Raw genomic sequence first — 16947 nt, 5'->3', positions numbered from 1 at the left:
GAGGAAATTAAGGGGGGAAACAAGACTTTTTTGAACTTCAAGGTTAAGAGTATAGTAAAAAATGATTATCTTGGGACTCGAAGAATTGAAACAAAAAAACAAGATATAATGGAAAAGCAATACGCAAAGGAATTAATAGAGTTTATACATGAGAGTCCGACGAACTTTCATGCAGTGGCAAACGCGAAGAAAGAGTTGTTGAGCAACGGTTTCAAGCAACTTTTTTCGGGAGAGGCGTGGCAGATTGAAAAGGGGGGGAAGTATTTCGTGACGAAGAATCATTCTTCGCTTTTTGCTTTCGAGATCGGTAGCGGCGAGATAGCCGAGGATGGATTCAAGATCGTTTGCGCGCATAGTGATTCCCCGACTTTTAGAATCAAGCCGAACGCGGAGATGCCTGTTGCCGGGAAGTATTTGAAGTTGAACACGGAGGTGTATGGCGGACCGATCATGTATACTTGGTTTGACAGACCTTTATCCATGGCTGGGCGCGTGATGTTGCGGAGCCTGAATCCGTTGAAGCCGGCAACTCAATTCGTGAATTTCAAACGCCCGCTGATGGTTATTCCTCACATCGCCATTCATTTTAATCGTGCGGTGAATGACCAGGGGAACCCGTTGAGCAAGCAAAAGGATATGCTTCCCGTGATCGCCATGATTAATGATACTTTCGAGAAGGATGATTATCTGGTGAAGCTTATCGCGGAGGAGATGGGCGTGAGTCCCGAGGATATTCTTGATTTTGATCTTACTTTATATGAATACGAGAAAGGTTGTCTGTTTGGCGTGAACGAGGAGTTTATTTCAAGCGGTAAACTGGACGATTTGGCTATGGCACATGCCGGGTTGAAGGCTTTCGTGGCATCGGAAAAATGTCGCAAGACGAAAGTGCTTGCCATTTTCGATAACGAGGAAGTGGGAAGTGGTACGAAACAAGGTGCCGGATCACCAATTTTGCGTACAATCGTGGAGCGTATCGTATTCGGGTTGGGGGGTAAACCGGAAGATTTATACCGGGCTATTCACAATTCATTCATGATTTCTGCAGATATGGCTCACGCGCTTCACCCGAATTACGTGGAGAAACATGACCCGACGAATCACCCGGTGATGAACGGGGGACCCGTGATCAAGTTTAACGCGAACCAAAAGTATGTGACCGACGGGGATTCTGCTGCCGTGTTCGAGACGATTTGTAAAATGGCGGGAGTGCCTTGCCAGAAGTTCGTGAATCATTCTGATATGGCGGGTGGTTCCACGTTAGGAAATATTTTGTTGTCGCAAATGGAAATGCGCGGAGTGGATATCGGTAACCCGATGTGGGCTATGCATTCTGTCCGGGAGACGGGCGGGGTGTTGGATCACGCTTACGTGATAAAGGCCTTCACTACGTTTTATAATATTTAAAATTGTTGTTATTATTTTAATTGAAGAGGGCGTCTCCAACGGGGACGCTCTTTTTGAATAGAGAGGACAGGGAGGTGTTCGTGTGTGGCGATTGCTAAATAGATAACGATATAAAAATTGAGTCAAAAGGATTTCAAACTTTTGACTCAATTGTTTTTGGGAATGGAAGGTTTAGCGTTTAAAACCTTCGAAAACACGTGCTTTTTCTTGAGGTATCAAATTCCCGTTCATCGTGAGGTTGTTCGAGTTGAATGAAGGCACGATGGTTGCCGATACATTATTAGATCCTGGTGAAAGGGATAGGTTCACGTAGGCGGAAATACTGACTCCTTGAACCAGGAAGCTATATATAATACCGCCATTTTTGTCTTTTTTCATTTTGACGTCAGAGACGTTGCCTTCCACGGTGAAGCCTTCCAACCCGTTCTGAAGAGGGCGAGGGGTATCGAAGCTGACTTGTACGGTGGCTTTTTTGTTGGCCATGGAAATAAAGTTTCTGGAAGAGCTTACGCTTACCGATCTGCCTCGTTTGAAAATGAGGTGATTGGCTTCCAGTACGAAATCATTGCTTTCTAACGCTTTGACTGCTTCATTGTGCAAGCGTTCGTTTTCTTTTTGTTGAGCGATTTTGCGCTCTTGTCTTGTTTGTGCCCGTCTCTCTTTAGCCGTCATGTTTTTTTGAGCGCTAAGAGGTACCAGCGAGCCTAGCACAAGTGCTAACGTGATGAGTGTAGTGATATGTTTCATAATGTTTAGTTTTATCTATTTCTACGATAAGGGGTTGGCAATGTTTCATAAAGCTGTTTAAATGTCTTGTCTGACAGAAAACATGAGGATTGAACTTCCTGTGAAATAAATATTTGTCATTATTAGAATGGTGTTTCCGATATTTTTGCTTATCTTACCAAAATGAAGGATGAAGGATACCCTCGGTATCTTGAATGAAGATATTCTCTCCGGTATTTTTATATAAAACAGATTAAAGCCTGCATATTCATTCTTTCTGCATCAGGGAAAATAGTTGCCGATTTCTTATTCGGTTCTGGAATAATTATCACTAAAAAAATCACCATGAAAGGTAAAGAAGTAAAGAAAGAGAAGAAAAAATGCAAAGATGAAAAAGGGAAAGTGAAGAATTTGTCTGACTATCAAAAGGAAAAAATGGCAAAGACCGATTCGCCGATACACGCAATACCTAAAAAGTAATGATAAATATCAGAAGAGAAGGAATTATTCTTGGAAAAACGGAGCGTTCATTTGAGAATGAGGGCGTGATGAATCCGGCTGTTATCACGCGGGATAATACGGTACATATGTTTTACCGGGCAGTCAAAAAGGGAAACTATTCCACGATAGGTTATTGTCGGTTGGAAGGACCTCTTCAAATTGTTCGACGGAACGAGTTGCCTTTGGTGTCGCCGCAATTTAATTATGAACGCCAAGGGGTAGAGGATCCCCGTATCGTGAGAATCGGATCGGTTTACTACATGAGCTACACGGCTTATGACGGGAAAAATGCCTTCGGGGCGTTAGCTATTTCAGACGATCTGGTTCATTTTCAAAAACAGGGTATTATAACACCAGTATTCTCGTATGCCGAGTTTGCCGAACTCGTGGCCTCTCAGGAACACTTGACGGATAAATATTTCCGAACGTATAATAAACGGGAAACCGAAAACGAGACCGGGGAAAAGTTGTACCTGACAGATAAAAATGTTGTTTTTTTTCCTCGTAGAATACATGGAAAGCTTTATTTTATGCACCGGATTAAACCGGAGGTTCAACTGGTTGCCGTTAATGATCTGGAAGAATTGAACCGGGATTTCTGGGAGGATTATTTCCGTCATCTGGATTCGCATATTCTATTAAGATCACGCTATGCTCATGAATCCAGTTATATCGGAGCCGGTTGTCCCCCGATAGAAACCCCGGAGGGGTGGCTGTTAATTTATCATAGCGTGTACGATACCCCGGAAGGTTACGTTTATTCTGCTTGCGCGAGTTTGCTGGATTTACAAAATCCCGAAATCGAATTGAGCCGTTTGCCTTACCCGTTATTCTCTCCTGAAATGAATTACGAATTGTCGGGTGTGGTAAACCGCGTGTGTTTTCCCACGGGTACGGCGTTGTTTGATGATAGACTTTACATATACTATGGTGCGGCGGATCAATATATTGCCTGTGCGTCGGTAGTCTTGCAAGATTTATTAAATGAATTAATCCGACATAAAGTATGAAAGAAATATTGTGTATTAGTTCTTATCCGCCTCGTGAATGCGGGATTGCCACGTTCACGGATGATCTGGTTCGTGCGGTACACCAGAAGTTTGGTACATCCTATGCCTTTCGGGTCTGCGCGTTGGAGTCTGAAAACGAGAAACATGTTTATGACCCGATTGTCAAGTACACGCTTGATACATCTTCCGAAATAGCTTATACATCGGTGGCGAATCTTGTTGAACAAGATGCTGATATAGAGCTTGTGCTGGTGCAACATGAATTCGGGCTTTTCCACGGGCAAGAGGATGTTTTTTTGCAATTTTTAAAACGTATTTCCCAGCCCAAAGTGATCGTTTTCCATACCGTGCTATCGTGTCCGGGGAAGGATTTACAAGTTTACCTGCAACAGGTTGCGAGGGCCTGTGAAGCCGTTATCGTGATGACTCAACACTCATCGAATATCCTGCAAGAAGATTATCATATTCCCGGCGAAAAAATACATGTAATCCCACACGGGACTCATTTGGTCTCGCAGCGGGATCAAAAGATTTTAAAGGAAAAATACGGGGTAGCAGACCGGAAAGTCCTCACGACTTTCGGTCTGTTGAGTGCAGGGAAAAGTATCGAAACCACGATAGAAGCATTGCCTGATATCGTGAAAGAAAATCCTTCCGTCATATTCCTGATTATCGGTAAGACGCATCCTTCCGTCATAAAAGCGGAGGGCGAACAATACCGGGAGATGCTGGAAAAGAAAATCAAGAACTTGGGGGTATGCAATCATGTCCGGTTTATTAATGCCTATTTGGAACTCCCCATTTTGCTTGAGTACTTGCAATTGACAGATATTTATCTGTTTACCTCCTCGGATCCGAATCAAGCTGTCAGCGGTACGTTCGTGTATGCCCTGGGATGTGGTTGTCCGATTGTTGCGACACCGATTCCCCACGCTTTGGAGCTTTTGCATGACCATTCCGGTATTATTTTTGATTTCAAAGATTCCATGCAGTTGGGAGCTGCGGTTAACAGGTTGCTTGCAAACGAGGGGCTGCGACAGAGGATGCGGCTTATGGGATTACAAAAGATCATGATAACGGCTTGGGAAAATTCGGCTATTGCTCATGTCAATTTATTCAAAAAAATAATAGGTGATAAAGAGGAGTTGTGCTATTCGCTCCCTCCTGTAAATCTGTCACAGGTTAAACGAATGAGCCGGAATTTCGGGATTATTCAGTTTTCAAAAGGGAATCGTCCCGATATACGAACGGGATACACGTTGGATGATAATGCCAGGGCTTTGATGGCCATGTGTTGCGCGTATATAGCAACGACAGATAGTTCATGTAAAAGGTATATCCGGACATATCTGAATTTTATTGTTCATTGTATGCAACCGGATGGTTCTTTTCTGAACTATGTTGATCGGGAGCGTAATTTCACCTCGCAAAATCAGAAGGTCGGTTTGGATGACAGTACGGGACGTGCTATTTGTGCTTTGGGATATTTTCTGCATTTGGGTGAAGTCTTTCCGGAAGCGTGGATTCGTGAGGCTTCCCGAATTATGGAACAGGCTATTCCTCCTTTGCATGCCATCCGTTCGCCCCGTGGTATTGCTTTCGCGATAAAAGGCCTGTATTATGGTAATTGTAAGAATCCGACAGCCTCAAGGTCAGCCTTGATTGCAACGTTGGCGGATAAGCTGGCAAATTATTATCAGCAAACGGCAGTCCCCGAATGGAAATGGTTTGAAGAAAGCTTGACTTATGACAATAGTATCATGCCCGAAGCACTGTTGTATGCATTTCAAGACGGTGGTAATACGCGATTCCGGGATATTGCTCGTGAGTCGTTTGATTTTCTTCTGAAACAGATATTTATCGGGAACGGGATCAAGGTGATCTCCAACCGGGGGTGGAAGTTGAAAGGGAAAAGTAGTGAAATTTATGGAGAACAACCCGTGGATATCGCGAACACGGTGATCACGCTAGGACTTTTCCACGAGGTATTTCATGAAATGGATTACCGGGACAAACAAAGGATCGCTTTTAATTGGTTTCTGGGTAATAACCACTTACATCAAATTATTTATAATCCGGCCACGGGAGGTTGTTATGACGGGCTTGAAGAGGATAATGTTAATTTGAATCAAGGGGCAGAATCTACGGTTTGTTACCTTATGGCTCGCCTTTCGCTTTAAATATCTCGGTTAAGTTGTGGAATTTGGACTTGGTGATCAATATCAAAAAGCAGTTGAAGAGAATTTCATATATTTGTAGGTGTTAACGTACAAATTAAAATGAGATGAAAGATCAACATCAGGTTTTGCATAAATGTTTGACAGAGGACGTTCCGGCATTCGTGTTAACGGGAAAGGACGTGTGCGCGATAGAAACGCTGAAAGCCTATTTGGAGATAGCCATACAAAAGGGGTGCAGTTTGGAATTCACGAATGATATGGTTTTGGTGTTGAGAGAATTCGAACGGTTTCAGCATGATGAACCACAAAAAGTAAAAATTCCGGATTGATGGGTCTGGTTAGTCCTAAATAATCAGTAACGGTTATTTAGACTAACCAAAGAGGAGAATTCGTATGAAATATTCTCTCTAAATCGGGGATAAAACTTTTGGTGAGCATGTTGTTTTTTAAAAGCTATTCTTTAAACATCTCTTTCAGTTTTTCTTTAACTCCCACTGATCATTTTCTTGATATTTTCTTTCTCACCGACCACCCAAACCAGATCGCCATCCTTGAAAACGGTGTCTTTGGCCGGGTTCATGATGGAATTATCATCCCTCTCGATTCCGACAATCAGGCAATTGTAGCGATTGCCCACGTTCGATTCGGCGAAGGTTTGTCCCCGGAAGGCGAAGTGGTCATCCACGGTGAACGATTGCAATGAAACTTCTTCTGTCGTCATGTCCTCGTGGTTTTCCGCCTGAATCCGTTCCATGTCGGTTGAGAAAAGTTGTATCTGTTCATCCGTGCCCACGACAACCACCCGATCCTGCGGGTAAATGCGTTCAGCCCCATGGGGAATGTTGATCCGGTGGTCGCCCCGGATGATTTCTACCACGCTAACCCCGTAACGTTTACGAAAAGCAAGTTCGGAAAGGGGAAGACCCGCGTAGGAGGAATTGGGGGAGACCGTGATCGCGGACAGGTGAATGTCCTTGTCGCTCAGGTCTCGGTGAAAACTGGAGCGTAACGGGTTGCGTCGTCGTGCCGCTTCTTCTCGTTGATTGAGGTTGATCATGAAACGTTTTTCCAGTTTCGTGTACTGGTTCAAGTCTCTGCGGAAAAGTGCGATCAACGCGAGTATTGCCAATGCGATGATAATCACGATACCATACTGGATATGGAAATACCGGATCAGAACCAGCGAAACGAAGAACGTGGCGAGAAACACTCGACAAAGTACCAGGGCGACCAGCCGTCCCCGGTTGTATTTATTATCATTCCACAGGCTCAGGAATAATTCCGGCGAGTTGTTTTTGTTCGAGATCAGGGCGATCAGGAAAGGGATCATCAGTAACACGGTGACGAAGGTCGTGATTAGGTTGTCCAATACCGGGGTATCGGGGAATTGCTCGATGATGAAAGGATGTATCGCGTGCGTGGACAATAGGAATATCGCTGTCAGCAACACGCTGTAAATGGAAACTCGACCAAGAAAGCTTTTCAGCAAACGCTTCCAGTCGCTTTCGTGATTAATGGTTTTCGCTCCCGATGAGTAGCGATCCAGAAAGTTGCACGTGCGATCGGGCAATACCTTGTACAGCCAGTCGGCAAAAGGATTGGCAAGCCGGATGAAATAAGGTGTCGTGAACGTGGTGATTACCGATACGGCAACGATAATCGGGTAGACAAAATCGTCGAGGACTTTCAACGAGACGCCTAGCGAGGCGATGATGAAGGCGAATTCCCCGATCTGTGCGAGACTGAATCCCGATTTGATGGAGGTCTTCAATGTCTGTCCCGACAACAAGACTCCGAATGTTGAGAAAAAGGCTTTCCCGATGATCGTTACTAGCGTGATAATGGCTACCGGCCACGCGTATTCCACTAGTATTGCCGGATTGACCAACATGCCTACTGAAACGAAAAAGATTGCCCCGAACAGGTCTTTCACGGGTTTGATGATGTGTTCGATATGTTCGGCTTCAACGGTTTCTGCTAGTATTGATCCCATGATAAAAGCCCCTAGCGCGGCAGAGAATCCGGTTTCCGTGGCCAGAACCACCATGCCCAGACATAGACCGAGCGCGATAATCAACAAGGTCTCGTCGTTCATCAATCGCTTTACCTTTTTCAAGATCAAGGGGATGATGAATATTCCGATCAGGAACCAAAGCACGAGGAAGAATATGACTTTCAGGACGCTCATGATCAGTTCTTCGCCCGCGAATTGCTGGCTGACGGCCATCGTGGAAAGTAGGACCATCATCAATATGGCCACCAGATCTTCAACTACCAGCGTTCCGAAGACAATCCCCGTGAATCGCTGACTCCGTAATCCCAGATCATCAAACGCCTTGATGATAATGGTTGTGGAGGACATGGAGAGCATTCCTCCGAGGAAGATGCTGTTCATCGTGGACCAACCCATCATATGCCCCACGAGGTAACCGATAATCAGCATCGTGATGACTTCGGTCGTCGCCGTGATAAAGGCTGTTGCCCCTACGTTTACCAGCTTTTTGAAGCTGAATTCCAGACCTAAAGCGAAAAGAAGGAAGACCACCCCGATCTCAGCCCAGATATTAATGTTTTCGATATCTCCTACCGTTGGAAATACCTGCACGTAAGGTCCCGCCAAAAGTCCTGCCACGATATAGCCCAAGACAAGAGGTTGTTTGAGCCATTTGAACAAAAGGGTAATAATCCCGGCAGATACAAGAATCAGGGCCAAGTCAGTAATCAAAGTCGGTAAGTGAGACATGCAGTATTATTTTATGGTTAAAAAAATGAAGAATACAAATATATTCATAAAATGAATACGATGAAAGAGTATGAGAGGTTACTTGAAAGGTTGGGCAAGTGAGGGTGGGGATTAAAATTTGTATTGCTGCATTTGATCTGGGGATTCCGGTAGGATTGGTCTTACCATTCGTCGGGGTAAAGTTAGGGTTGAACTTGGATTAATTATCTGGTTATTGGTATCCCGTTTATAGTTCATTATCATCATCGAGCATTCATCTTGCATTCATCAAGCATTCATCCTCGATAAAATTGATTTTTGAATTGATGTTATTTGGATTTTAGACTCTTTTTGAAGTATATTGGATACTTGTAGGAATGTGTTTGGATGATAAGATGTGATTGAGTTACTTTAGAGAAAGAGGGGCTGACCTTTAGTCTTTCGAGTAATGAAAAAGAAAGGTTCGGATTTTCCTCTTGGGAGAATATTCATGAAAATGTGATGATAGACTAGGAAGCGGCAAGGTAGAAGGGTTCTGTAGGTAAGCGTTTTACGGGAATTGGAAATAAAAAAGAATATCTTATATCCGTATTATCAAGTCACATTGAACAGTCGTGGTGAAACTATGATAGACAAAGAAGATTTTCCCGGCAATCCTTCTTTTGCCGGCTATAGTGGTATTGATTGGAAGAAAAGGAAAATAAAGGTGCGTGTAGAAGTGTAAATCAGTTGAAATGCTTTTTACTGGTAAAGCCTGTAAAGTCTATTTTATATTGACTTTGCAGGCTTTTGTGATAGTTGCCTTAAACGTGCATGTGTTGTCAGATAATAGGCTATTTACGAGATTATGTGTAAATTATTATTTGAAATGTTGCGGGAGAAATAAAAAAATTATATACTTTTGCATTTGAGGACTGTGCGGAGAGCCGCCAAGATAGTCCCTGTACGATGTTGAGTTAAACGACTATTTCCTTTGCGTCGCTGCTTTGATTTAAACATCAGAAGGAAGTGGATCGCAACACTCACGTCTGTCTATACGTATATTCTTTATAGAATCATACTTATAGCGGCGTGGGGTTGCTTTTTCCATGCTGATGTTAGCGACGCACATGGATTAAGCGCCCCTGCCGTTATATTTAACTCTGGGGTGGCTTGTTCAGTCCGGGGTTATTTTTTTGCCCGGTTGAAATGTATAACAAGAAGGCAGCTGGATTATCGTTAAGAAGTATCTCCTCCTTGGCTGTTTGATGGCTGCTTTCTTTATAGTTTAGAAAGTGTATAAACGAAAGACAAATTAGGATTATATCGCGGACAATACTTTTTTTTGAACTACAATGAATGCAACCAGAAGAAGCCCGCGACAGGAAAGGGGAAATATCCATTCCTCCCCTTTCCTTTTTTTTATAATTTGTAAACCATATCGTTTGTTATGTCGGCAAAATAGGCTACATTAGTACGGTTGGAGAGGGGTTTGTATTTTTAATAATGAATTTATGGAAGCGATAGAAGTCTTTGACGAGTTTATGGAATCTATTCAGGTGACAGATGAGGAAAAAGCTGCCGTTAGTCGAATAATAATGGTTTCGCCTAGTGTCAAAGAAAGTAATTTCATAGAACAGCTAAAAAAACAAAATCCACGATGGATACTTGAAATGATAGAAGTTTTTCGCTTCGAGTTAAGGCAACAGGGAATCGTGCTGGAAGATTTTGTACTTCTCGGGGGAGTTTTTGAACGTGTGCTAGAATGGGTATTCGAGGGATCAAGCTACTTGAATGGTTTTGATAAAACGGAAAAAGAAATAATTAAAAGTCGTGTAGAGCGTTACTGGGACGAGATAAACGCGATGAAGGATGCCGTTTCAATACTTTCCAGTGGTGATGAGGTAGGTTATATCTCGTGGAAAGTGGAGAGGTGGAAAATGTCGGGTAATTTGTTACGTAAAGAGCAAGTGATCATAACGATAAACACGATATTCCGGTTTAGCAAGAACTTGAACGATTTGCCTTCGCGTGATCTGGTGCAGTTGCTATATTACTCTTCGAGCGAGAATCTTGGTGAGGTAAAGGATTATTTTCACGAGCGGGTGGCTTGGGTGAAGGAACACGAGGAGGGATTATTTTACGAGGAACGGGGCGAGGAACACGCGGAACGTCTTGAAAGCGCGATTTGGGTTCTTGGTGCTAGAATTTTGGAGGGAGAATCTTCCGACGAATTGGCGCTGACTCGTTCCATGTTTTTTCGATATATTCATGAAGTATGCCATTCCGCGTCTGAACTGATCAGGAACAACGCCTTTAATTCTCTTCTTTTCTACCAGAAAAACACTCTTTTCTCTTGGGATGATTTGTTGAAATTTTCGGTTCCCGACCTTGCCGGGGCGATCGTGTCGAAGACTTCCGTCGCGTTGAAGGATGAACGGGTGAAACGATTCGAGAAAGTCGGGCAGTTGAGTATAGATGGGGAGGCTATAACTTTATCCCCGTACTCCGTTTCACGTAAACCCGTCTTTTTGCTTGAGGTGAACGGTTTGGAATTACGAGTGAGTAGTGATAAAAAGATCAAGTTGGATGGCGATTTTTTGGATACTTTGGTTTCGTGGAAAGATGTGTTTGCTGGATATACTATTAAACAACCCGAAAAAGAAATACGCAAGGAACGTCCGCCTGTCGGAACGGTCGTGAAGATAAGAATTAAAAATATTTATCAAGCGAAGCCGATTTTGGCGTTTGCTAGTGTCGTTGATGATTTTTACGAGGGGGAGGGGGCGTTACACGTTAGCAACATGACGGGGGTAAGGTTGGATACATTGGAATGTATTCTTTATCCCGGAGACCTGCTGTATGCTTCCGTGATTGAATCGCCCGATGAACGCTTGCAATTCTCTATCACGGGGGAAATTGATAAATATATGATAGCCCGGTATCATGCCGGGGAACCCTGTAACGCTTTGCTGTTACACGTCAACGAGGATTTGTTGACTTGGGTGAGCGAGTCGGGGTTTAGGATCTTCACGAAGCCTGACGTTTCATTTACGCCGGAAGTCGGAAGTTTTTATTTGCTTGAAATTGAAAAACTTTTCTTGAACGGGTATGTCGCGGGTCGGATAGAAATGCCCTCGAATGTAACTTTTGACAGGCACGAGGCGGTCGCGAAGCTCGTCCGGCAGTACGTGAATTACTGTAAAGGAGTCGTGGATGTCGATACGGTGGGAGAGAAGGAGGTTATCGAGAATGATGATTCTTTTTTGACGGGAAATTATATCGTTGAGCTTACACGTGTGTTGCAGCTTTTCATGGTTTCAAAGAATAGTGTCAGGAATTTGAACTTGCTTTGTTTCTTGAAACTGGTGGCTCACGTGTCGGGTGATGATAAGCTAAAAGAATATTACGATTGTTGTATCCGGTACTTGACCGCGATGCAGGTTTTTATAAACGGCGAAGGGCGCACGATTTCGAATTTCACGGAAATAGAGAGTGATTTTTTAAAATTCCCCGTGCTTAAACAGCGAGGTGATGTTTTCAAGCTGCTTGCCGTGTTTAATAAAAAGGAAGAATGTGACCTCCGGGAATTATACTCTCACGTGGAGGCTCATGATAAATATTTGGCAAAAGTGGCAAAACTCGTGCTCGCGGCGAAATTAGTGGCCTCGTCTCCCGGTGCGGTTGAATCTATCCGGCAGGAATTGCTAGAGTTGTTGTCAATTGATTTTGAGAATAAGGAAGTTGAAGAGGAAAAAATAAAATTTGGTAGCGAGAACGGGGCACGAGAGTTTAAATGCTCGATCGTCTACCCCGCTGAAGCTCAATGGCAGCCGGACGTGGATAAACAGGTCGGTGTGATTTTAAAAACGATTTGCGGTTTTCTTAATGGCGCGGGTGGGGTTCTCTATATAGGCGTGAATGATTTTGGTATTCCTGACGGGATTAAAAACGATCTGGATTACTTGCGGTGCAACACGGATAAATACGAGTTGTTCTTGCGCAAGGAGATCGCCGCGTATTTCGGGGGAGACGTGAACGGGTTAATTGTCATTAAATTCCGGTATTTCGGGAACGCGATTGTTTGCGCGGTTTCCGTGCCGGAGTATCACGCCGTTGTTATGCTGAATGGTGTGGTGTGGCAACGTCAGGGTAATTCCACGCTTGTGGTGACTTCCGGTGATCTTCGTTTGTTGAAACGAAGAAAGAAGATGCAGGCGGATTTAGCGGTGATGGCAAATGCACCGTTATTTCCAGGTGATAGCGGGTACGAGTTATAATTTTTTTAATAAGCGTTGCAGCCATTCAAACACCACTTTCCTTTTTATATCTATCCTTCGGCTGCACGCTTTTCTCCTTGGATAGTGTTCTTAAAAGTGTGTAAATGTCAAAATTGATCCTTGAAGTAACCTTGGGTGAGGTCAGGAGGGACTAAAAAGTACCTATAAAAACAAATAAGAGACTCATTATGAGTCTCTTAGTGGGCGCTGAGGGATTCGAACCCCCGACCCTCTGGGTGTAAACCAGATGCTCTGAACCAGCTGAGCTAAGCGCCCTTGTTGCGTGATTGCGGATGCAAATGTAGTGCATTTTTTGAATACTGCAAAAGATTCGGGATATTTTTCTCAAAAAAATAGATAAAGATGATTTTTTCGAGTATTAGTTATGTAGGATTCTGATACTGTATTATCTTGAATGCAGCGTAAAAAGGCAGAAGAGGGAAGATTCGTGATAATTCAAAAAATATGAATTAAAATATTAAAAAAAAGAATTCATGAGTTTGTTTTTTCTAATGGGCTTGATTAATTTCGCGAACAGATTATTTTATAATTCTTAAATAGAAAGATGAAAAATTTGTTATGGGCAACACTAGCCATGGTAATGTGCTTGTTTGCAGCTTGTAGTGATGATGACGATGACAAAATGCCACAGGGACCGGTGATAACGTATGCCGGGCAATTACCTTCTAACGTCAATGGTTATATTTTCACGTACGATGAAAACGGTCGATGCGTCCAAGTTAAAAGCGGTTCTTATGTACTTGGTGAAATTGATTATGACAAGGGGCTTCTGATTTCGGATGATGAAGAGGCTGAAGTGAAGTTTACCGGTGAGGGGTATATTAAAAGCATTAAATCATCGTGGAACGAGAAGGATGAGTATGGCAGTTCTAAAGGAAGCGGCGAGGTTCATTTCTCTTATAAGGGAGGGCAACTGACATCTTGCACGATATCTTCCAGTGAGAGTGGTAAGGATGAGGACGGTAGTTATTCTTATAAAGGAACCTATAAAACTACCTATACTTGGAAAAATGGAAACTTGGTTAAGGTTGAATCCGAAGGAAGTGAGATTGAGGATGGAGAGAAATGGGAAGATGGTTACACTTGCACGATTGAGTACGGGGATCAGAAAAATGAGTTAGGGCAATTCTCTATAACTCAGACAAGAGTTCTTGATATGGAGGACTTCCAGATTTTGGGGTTAGTGGGTATGCTAGGAAAAGCATCGGCTTATTTCCCTGTTTCATACACGGAGGTTGACTACGAGAAAGATTCGGAAGGAAATGTGGACGAAGATGAGAGTACTTCAAACATGACGTATTCTCTCAATCAGGATGGCACGATTAGAACTGAAAAAATAAATGGTTATTCGTATTCTTATTCTTATGTCACGGTTGACGAGGATGAGGCAGTGGGACGTTCTTGTCAATTGGGAAATGACTCCAAAAATTTGAATCTCCGTTCATTCTTTATGCGCCACAGAAGTAGAAAATAAAGAGCCAAAGATTTGGTTTATAGATGTTATAAGGGGGGCTGAAACACCTCCCTTTTATTTTTTCTCAACCTTATTGATAAATATCGTTTCGAAAAGTTCTCCGCGGGTAAGTTTACCGTTTTGCAAGCAGATGGCTTCGATTCGTCCCCGGGCGCATAGAACCTGTTCCGGGATTTTGTAAATATCTTCAAAGAACACCAGTTTGATTCCTTCTCGTTGGTAGGCTACTTTCACGACGAAACGATCGCTGCCCCGGAGTGAGTGTTTGTAAGAAATGTCAATACGTGAAACCATGACATCTATGCCTTGGTCGTGTAACGCCGAGAAGCTGGTTCCGGTTGTTTCCAGGAATTCATGACGGGCGTGTTCCATGTAATGCTGGTAGTTGGAATTGTTGACTACGCCTTGCAGATCGCATTCGTAGTCTCGTACTTTCATTTCTATTTCAAATGCAAATTCTTTCATGATTATAATCCTAGAGGTTCGTTGATAAGGATAATTTTAATCCGTTTTTGCGGGAATGATTTTTCGGTAATTGTCCACGTGTTGCATAACCTGTCCGTGCTTTGGCAATTCATGCAGGTTTGTGTCTTTTGGCAAGGTGTATGCAGGTGTGGATGGCGGATGGCGTTGAGGGGTGCTGCGATAGTTCGTATGCGCTCCATGGCTTTTTCAAGGTTATCCGTGATCTTGTTGGTCCCGATAAATAGTACCACGTGTTCGGGGCCGAAGGTGATTCCGGCTACCCGGTTGCCCACCATGTCCACGTTCACGAGTTGACCGTTGCAGGTGAGGGCGTTGGTTCCCGAAACAAACAGGTCAGCGTGCAGAGCTTGACGGCGCCAGTATGTTTTTTGAGCCCGGCTGTAACCGTCTTGAAAAGTCCGGATCAGGATACATTCCGGGTGTTGCTCGATCTCGGGAAGAATACCCGTGGCCTTCATCGTTTCGGAGTCACCCCACGAAATGGTTGTCGGTTTGATTTTATCGAATATTTCGTTGAAGAATATATTTTTTGCTTCTTGACGATCATTCGCGAAATAAACCTCGAAGTGATTTCTTTCCAGGGATTTTATGGTTTGTTCGATGATTTCTTTTTCCATGTATATGTCAATTAGAAGTTGTCGTTCGATCAACAAAGGTAAAGATAAAAAGTGAAAAAATAATGAGTCGGGAAGATGGGAAGTTCGCGTGAATAAGTCTATTCGACCGATAGATAGAGGAGGGGTTGTCCTAAAAGTCTGAAATGTCTCTTCTGTCGAACGAGTATATCATTTAAATTTTCATGTTAACGATTTATTTTCTTGTTGATTTGACAGGAATGATTGGGGTGGTAGCGTGGGAAAAGTTGCTTGTTTTGATCAGGGAATCGTGAATTGTTGAATTTTTTGTATTTTTGCGGGGATATTCTAATCCGGTACAATTTTTATTAATCCTGTAAATTATTGAATATGAAGCATACGCTTTTGATTTTGATCCTGTTGGTATGTTACGCGAGTGTTTCGGCTCAGTTGACATTGAAGTCGGAGAAGGGGGATTTCGAGGCCCGTCTGATTGGTCGGGTTTTATTTGACGGGGGAGTGTTTTTCAGTGACAAGACGTCGTTGGGAAATGCAGTGGAGGTATATGATGTGCGATTGGGAACCGTGGTGCGTTTTCTGGAACGTTGGACGGGAAAGATTGAAATGGGATTTGCCAAGAGCAAGGTGTCGATGAAGGATATTTATATTGAATATAGTGACGGGAAGAGTTTGTTACGGGTCGGGCATTGTTTTGAGCCTTTTAGCCTGGAATACCGGATCGGGACGTCAGATATGAAGTTCAACGGGGCTGCCGTTACGGGGATCGCTTTCGGGGATCGTCGCAAGCTGGGAATCAGTTACACGTACGATTGTGATGTGTTGAACGTGTCGGGTGGCGTGTTTAGTGATAAAGATATAGATAACACGGAGAAAGGGGATGAGGGGTACGCCTTGTCCGGGCGGGTGTTGTTTCGTCCTTACTCGCGGGAGAAAAACGTGATTCATGTCGGTGTTTCTTCCCGTTTTGGAGTACAAGGCGAGGCGGAAGAGAACAAGATCACGTATTCGGCGGGGGCTCCTTCGAATTTGATCCCGGAGAAGTTTTTGAAAGCGGAGGTGACGGAGGCTATCAACGAGTGGAAATTCGGGGCTGAAGTTGTCATGGTGCTTGATAAATGGTATTTTCAAAGTGAATACCTGATGGCACACGTGAACCGGAAGGCTGCCGTGGAGAATTATAACGGAGACGGGTGGTACGCGCAAGTGGGGTATGCCTTGTTGAACGGGCGTTACGGTTATAACCGGATGAGTGGTATGGCATCGACTCCGGGGGCGAAGAGCTTGGAGATTTTATGTCGTTATAATATCACGAATATGAACGATAAGGATGCCGGGATCATGGGGGGAAAGCAAAATGATTTCTCGATCGGGGGTATATATTATTTCAATAAATATGTTGCCGCCAAAATGAGTTATAGTCTGGTGAGTTTGGATAAGCACGCGCATGAGGGTGGAAAGCAGACGTTCAGCATGATTCAGGGACGGGTTCAGTTGAGTTTTTAAATGATTGAAAAAGAGTTTGTAAAGTTTATAAAGTTCATAAGGTTTATAAAGTTGATTTCCCC

Annotated in this window: 12 protein-coding genes and 1 tRNA gene; 8 read left to right on the top strand and 5 right to left on the bottom strand. The window is 43.5% G+C overall.

Annotated features, from left to right (window positions below; genetic code table 11):
- Positions 1–108: 108 nt before the first annotated feature.
- A complete protein-coding gene (locus DWW52_RS21235; RefSeq protein WP_233556776.1) occupies positions 109–1407 on the top strand; it encodes a M18 family aminopeptidase in 1299 nt (432 codons plus the stop codon).
- 171 nt (positions 1408–1578) lie between these two features.
- On the opposite strand, the gene DWW52_RS07695 is transcribed toward DWW52_RS21235, so the two are convergent.
- On the bottom strand, positions 1579–2154 hold the full coding sequence (locus tag DWW52_RS07695; RefSeq protein WP_118714873.1) for a DUF4251 domain-containing protein: 576 nt from the start codon (positions 2152–2154) through the stop codon (positions 1579–1581).
- Positions 2155–2478: 324 nt separating this feature from the next.
- Between DWW52_RS07695 and DWW52_RS21305 the strand changes: the two genes are divergently transcribed.
- The 4 genes from DWW52_RS21305 to DWW52_RS07680 all read left to right on the top strand — a co-directional run bounded on the left by DWW52_RS21305 (position 2479) and on the right by DWW52_RS07680 (position 6153).
- Positions 2479–2613: a hypothetical protein gene (locus tag DWW52_RS21305; RefSeq protein ID WP_255418964.1), complete on the top strand. Its 135-nt coding sequence runs from the start codon at positions 2479–2481 to the stop codon at positions 2611–2613.
- Positions 2613–3644, top strand: coding sequence for a pesticidal protein Cry7Aa (locus tag DWW52_RS07690; RefSeq protein WP_118714872.1), 1032 nt, complete (start codon positions 2613–2615; stop codon positions 3642–3644). Before DWW52_RS21305 ends, DWW52_RS07690 begins: the two co-directional genes overlap by 1 nt.
- Positions 3641–5824, top strand: coding sequence for a glycosyltransferase (locus tag DWW52_RS07685; protein WP_118714871.1), 2184 nt, complete (start codon positions 3641–3643; stop codon positions 5822–5824). Before DWW52_RS07690 ends, DWW52_RS07685 begins: the two co-directional genes overlap by 4 nt.
- A 104-nt stretch (positions 5825–5928) precedes the next feature.
- On the top strand, positions 5929–6153 hold the full coding sequence (locus DWW52_RS07680) for a hypothetical protein (protein ID WP_118714870.1): 225 nt from the start codon (positions 5929–5931) through the stop codon (positions 6151–6153).
- A gap of 155 nt (positions 6154–6308) precedes the next feature.
- Here DWW52_RS07680 and DWW52_RS07675 read toward each other — a convergent pair whose 3' ends face one another.
- Positions 6309–8567 carry a cation:proton antiporter gene (locus DWW52_RS07675; protein WP_118714869.1) on the bottom strand — a complete coding sequence of 753 codons (2259 nt, stop codon included), beginning with the start codon at positions 8565–8567 and terminating at the stop codon, positions 6309–6311.
- Positions 8568–10039: 1472 nt separating this feature from the next.
- Here DWW52_RS07675 and DWW52_RS07670 point away from each other — a divergent pair.
- A complete protein-coding gene (locus DWW52_RS07670) occupies positions 10040–12805 on the top strand; it encodes a helix-turn-helix domain-containing protein (protein WP_118714868.1) in 2766 nt (921 codons plus the stop codon).
- 201 nt (positions 12806–13006) lie between these two features.
- Here the strand turns inward: DWW52_RS07670 and DWW52_RS07665 are convergent.
- Positions 13007–13081, bottom strand: a tRNA-Val gene (locus tag DWW52_RS07665).
- Between the two features lie 289 nt (positions 13082–13370).
- Here DWW52_RS07665 and DWW52_RS07660 point away from each other — a divergent pair.
- Positions 13371–14300: a DUF4595 domain-containing protein gene (locus tag DWW52_RS07660; protein WP_233556762.1), complete on the top strand. Its 930-nt coding sequence runs from the start codon at positions 13371–13373 to the stop codon at positions 14298–14300.
- 54 nt (positions 14301–14354) lie between these two features.
- Here DWW52_RS07660 and DWW52_RS07655 read toward each other — a convergent pair whose 3' ends face one another.
- Positions 14355–14765 carry a thioesterase family protein gene (locus DWW52_RS07655; RefSeq protein ID WP_118714866.1) on the bottom strand — a complete coding sequence of 137 codons (411 nt, stop codon included), beginning with the start codon at positions 14763–14765 and terminating at the stop codon, positions 14355–14357.
- 2 nt (positions 14766–14767) lie between these two features.
- Positions 14768–15403: a lactate utilization protein gene (locus tag DWW52_RS07650; RefSeq protein WP_118714865.1), complete on the bottom strand. Its 636-nt coding sequence runs from the start codon at positions 15401–15403 to the stop codon at positions 14768–14770.
- A 348-nt stretch (positions 15404–15751) separates the two neighbouring features.
- Here DWW52_RS07650 and DWW52_RS07645 point away from each other — a divergent pair, with 348 nt between their 5' ends.
- Positions 15752–16885: an OprO/OprP family phosphate-selective porin gene (locus DWW52_RS07645; RefSeq protein ID WP_118714864.1), complete on the top strand. Its 1134-nt coding sequence runs from the start codon at positions 15752–15754 to the stop codon at positions 16883–16885.
- The last annotated feature ends 62 nt before the right edge of the window (positions 16886–16947 follow it).

This window comes from Odoribacter sp. AF15-53 (assembly GCF_003479425.1).
GTDB lineage: Bacteria > Bacteroidota > Bacteroidia > Bacteroidales > Marinifilaceae > Butyricimonas.
This window is presented reverse-complemented; position numbering and strand designations above follow the sequence as displayed.

What these genes read in the sequence shown, in the direction of transcription:
- DWW52_RS07685 (WP_118714871.1), top strand. Translation starts at nt 3,641, where the DNA reads ATGAAAGAAATATTGTGTATTAGTTCTTATCCGCCTCGTGAATGCGGG.
- DWW52_RS07690 (WP_118714872.1), top strand. Translation starts at nt 2,613, where the DNA reads ATGATAAATATCAGAAGAGAAGGAATTATTCTTGGAAAAACGGAGCGT.
- DWW52_RS07680 (WP_118714870.1), top strand. Translation starts at nt 5,929, where the DNA reads ATGAAAGATCAACATCAGGTTTTGCATAAATGTTTGACAGAGGACGTT.
- DWW52_RS07695 (WP_118714873.1), bottom strand. Translation starts at nt 2,154, where the DNA reads ATGAAACATATCACTACACTCATCACGTTAGCACTTGTGCTAGGCTCG.
- DWW52_RS07670 (WP_118714868.1), top strand. Translation starts at nt 10,040, where the DNA reads ATGGAAGCGATAGAAGTCTTTGACGAGTTTATGGAATCTATTCAGGTG.
- DWW52_RS21235 (WP_233556776.1), top strand. Translation starts at nt 109, where the DNA reads ATGGAAAAGCAATACGCAAAGGAATTAATAGAGTTTATACATGAGAGT.
- DWW52_RS07675 (WP_118714869.1), bottom strand. Translation starts at nt 8,567, where the DNA reads ATGTCTCACTTACCGACTTTGATTACTGACTTGGCCCTGATTCTTGTA.
- DWW52_RS07645 (WP_118714864.1), top strand. Translation starts at nt 15,752, where the DNA reads ATGAAGCATACGCTTTTGATTTTGATCCTGTTGGTATGTTACGCGAGT.
- DWW52_RS07655 (WP_118714866.1), bottom strand. Translation starts at nt 14,765, where the DNA reads ATGAAAGAATTTGCATTTGAAATAGAAATGAAAGTACGAGACTACGAA.
- DWW52_RS07650 (WP_118714865.1), bottom strand. Translation starts at nt 15,403, where the DNA reads ATGGAAAAAGAAATCATCGAACAAACCATAAAATCCCTGGAAAGAAAT.
- DWW52_RS07660 (WP_233556762.1), top strand. Translation starts at nt 13,371, where the DNA reads ATGAAAAATTTGTTATGGGCAACACTAGCCATGGTAATGTGCTTGTTT.
- DWW52_RS21305 (WP_255418964.1), top strand. Translation starts at nt 2,479, where the DNA reads ATGAAAGGTAAAGAAGTAAAGAAAGAGAAGAAAAAATGCAAAGATGAA.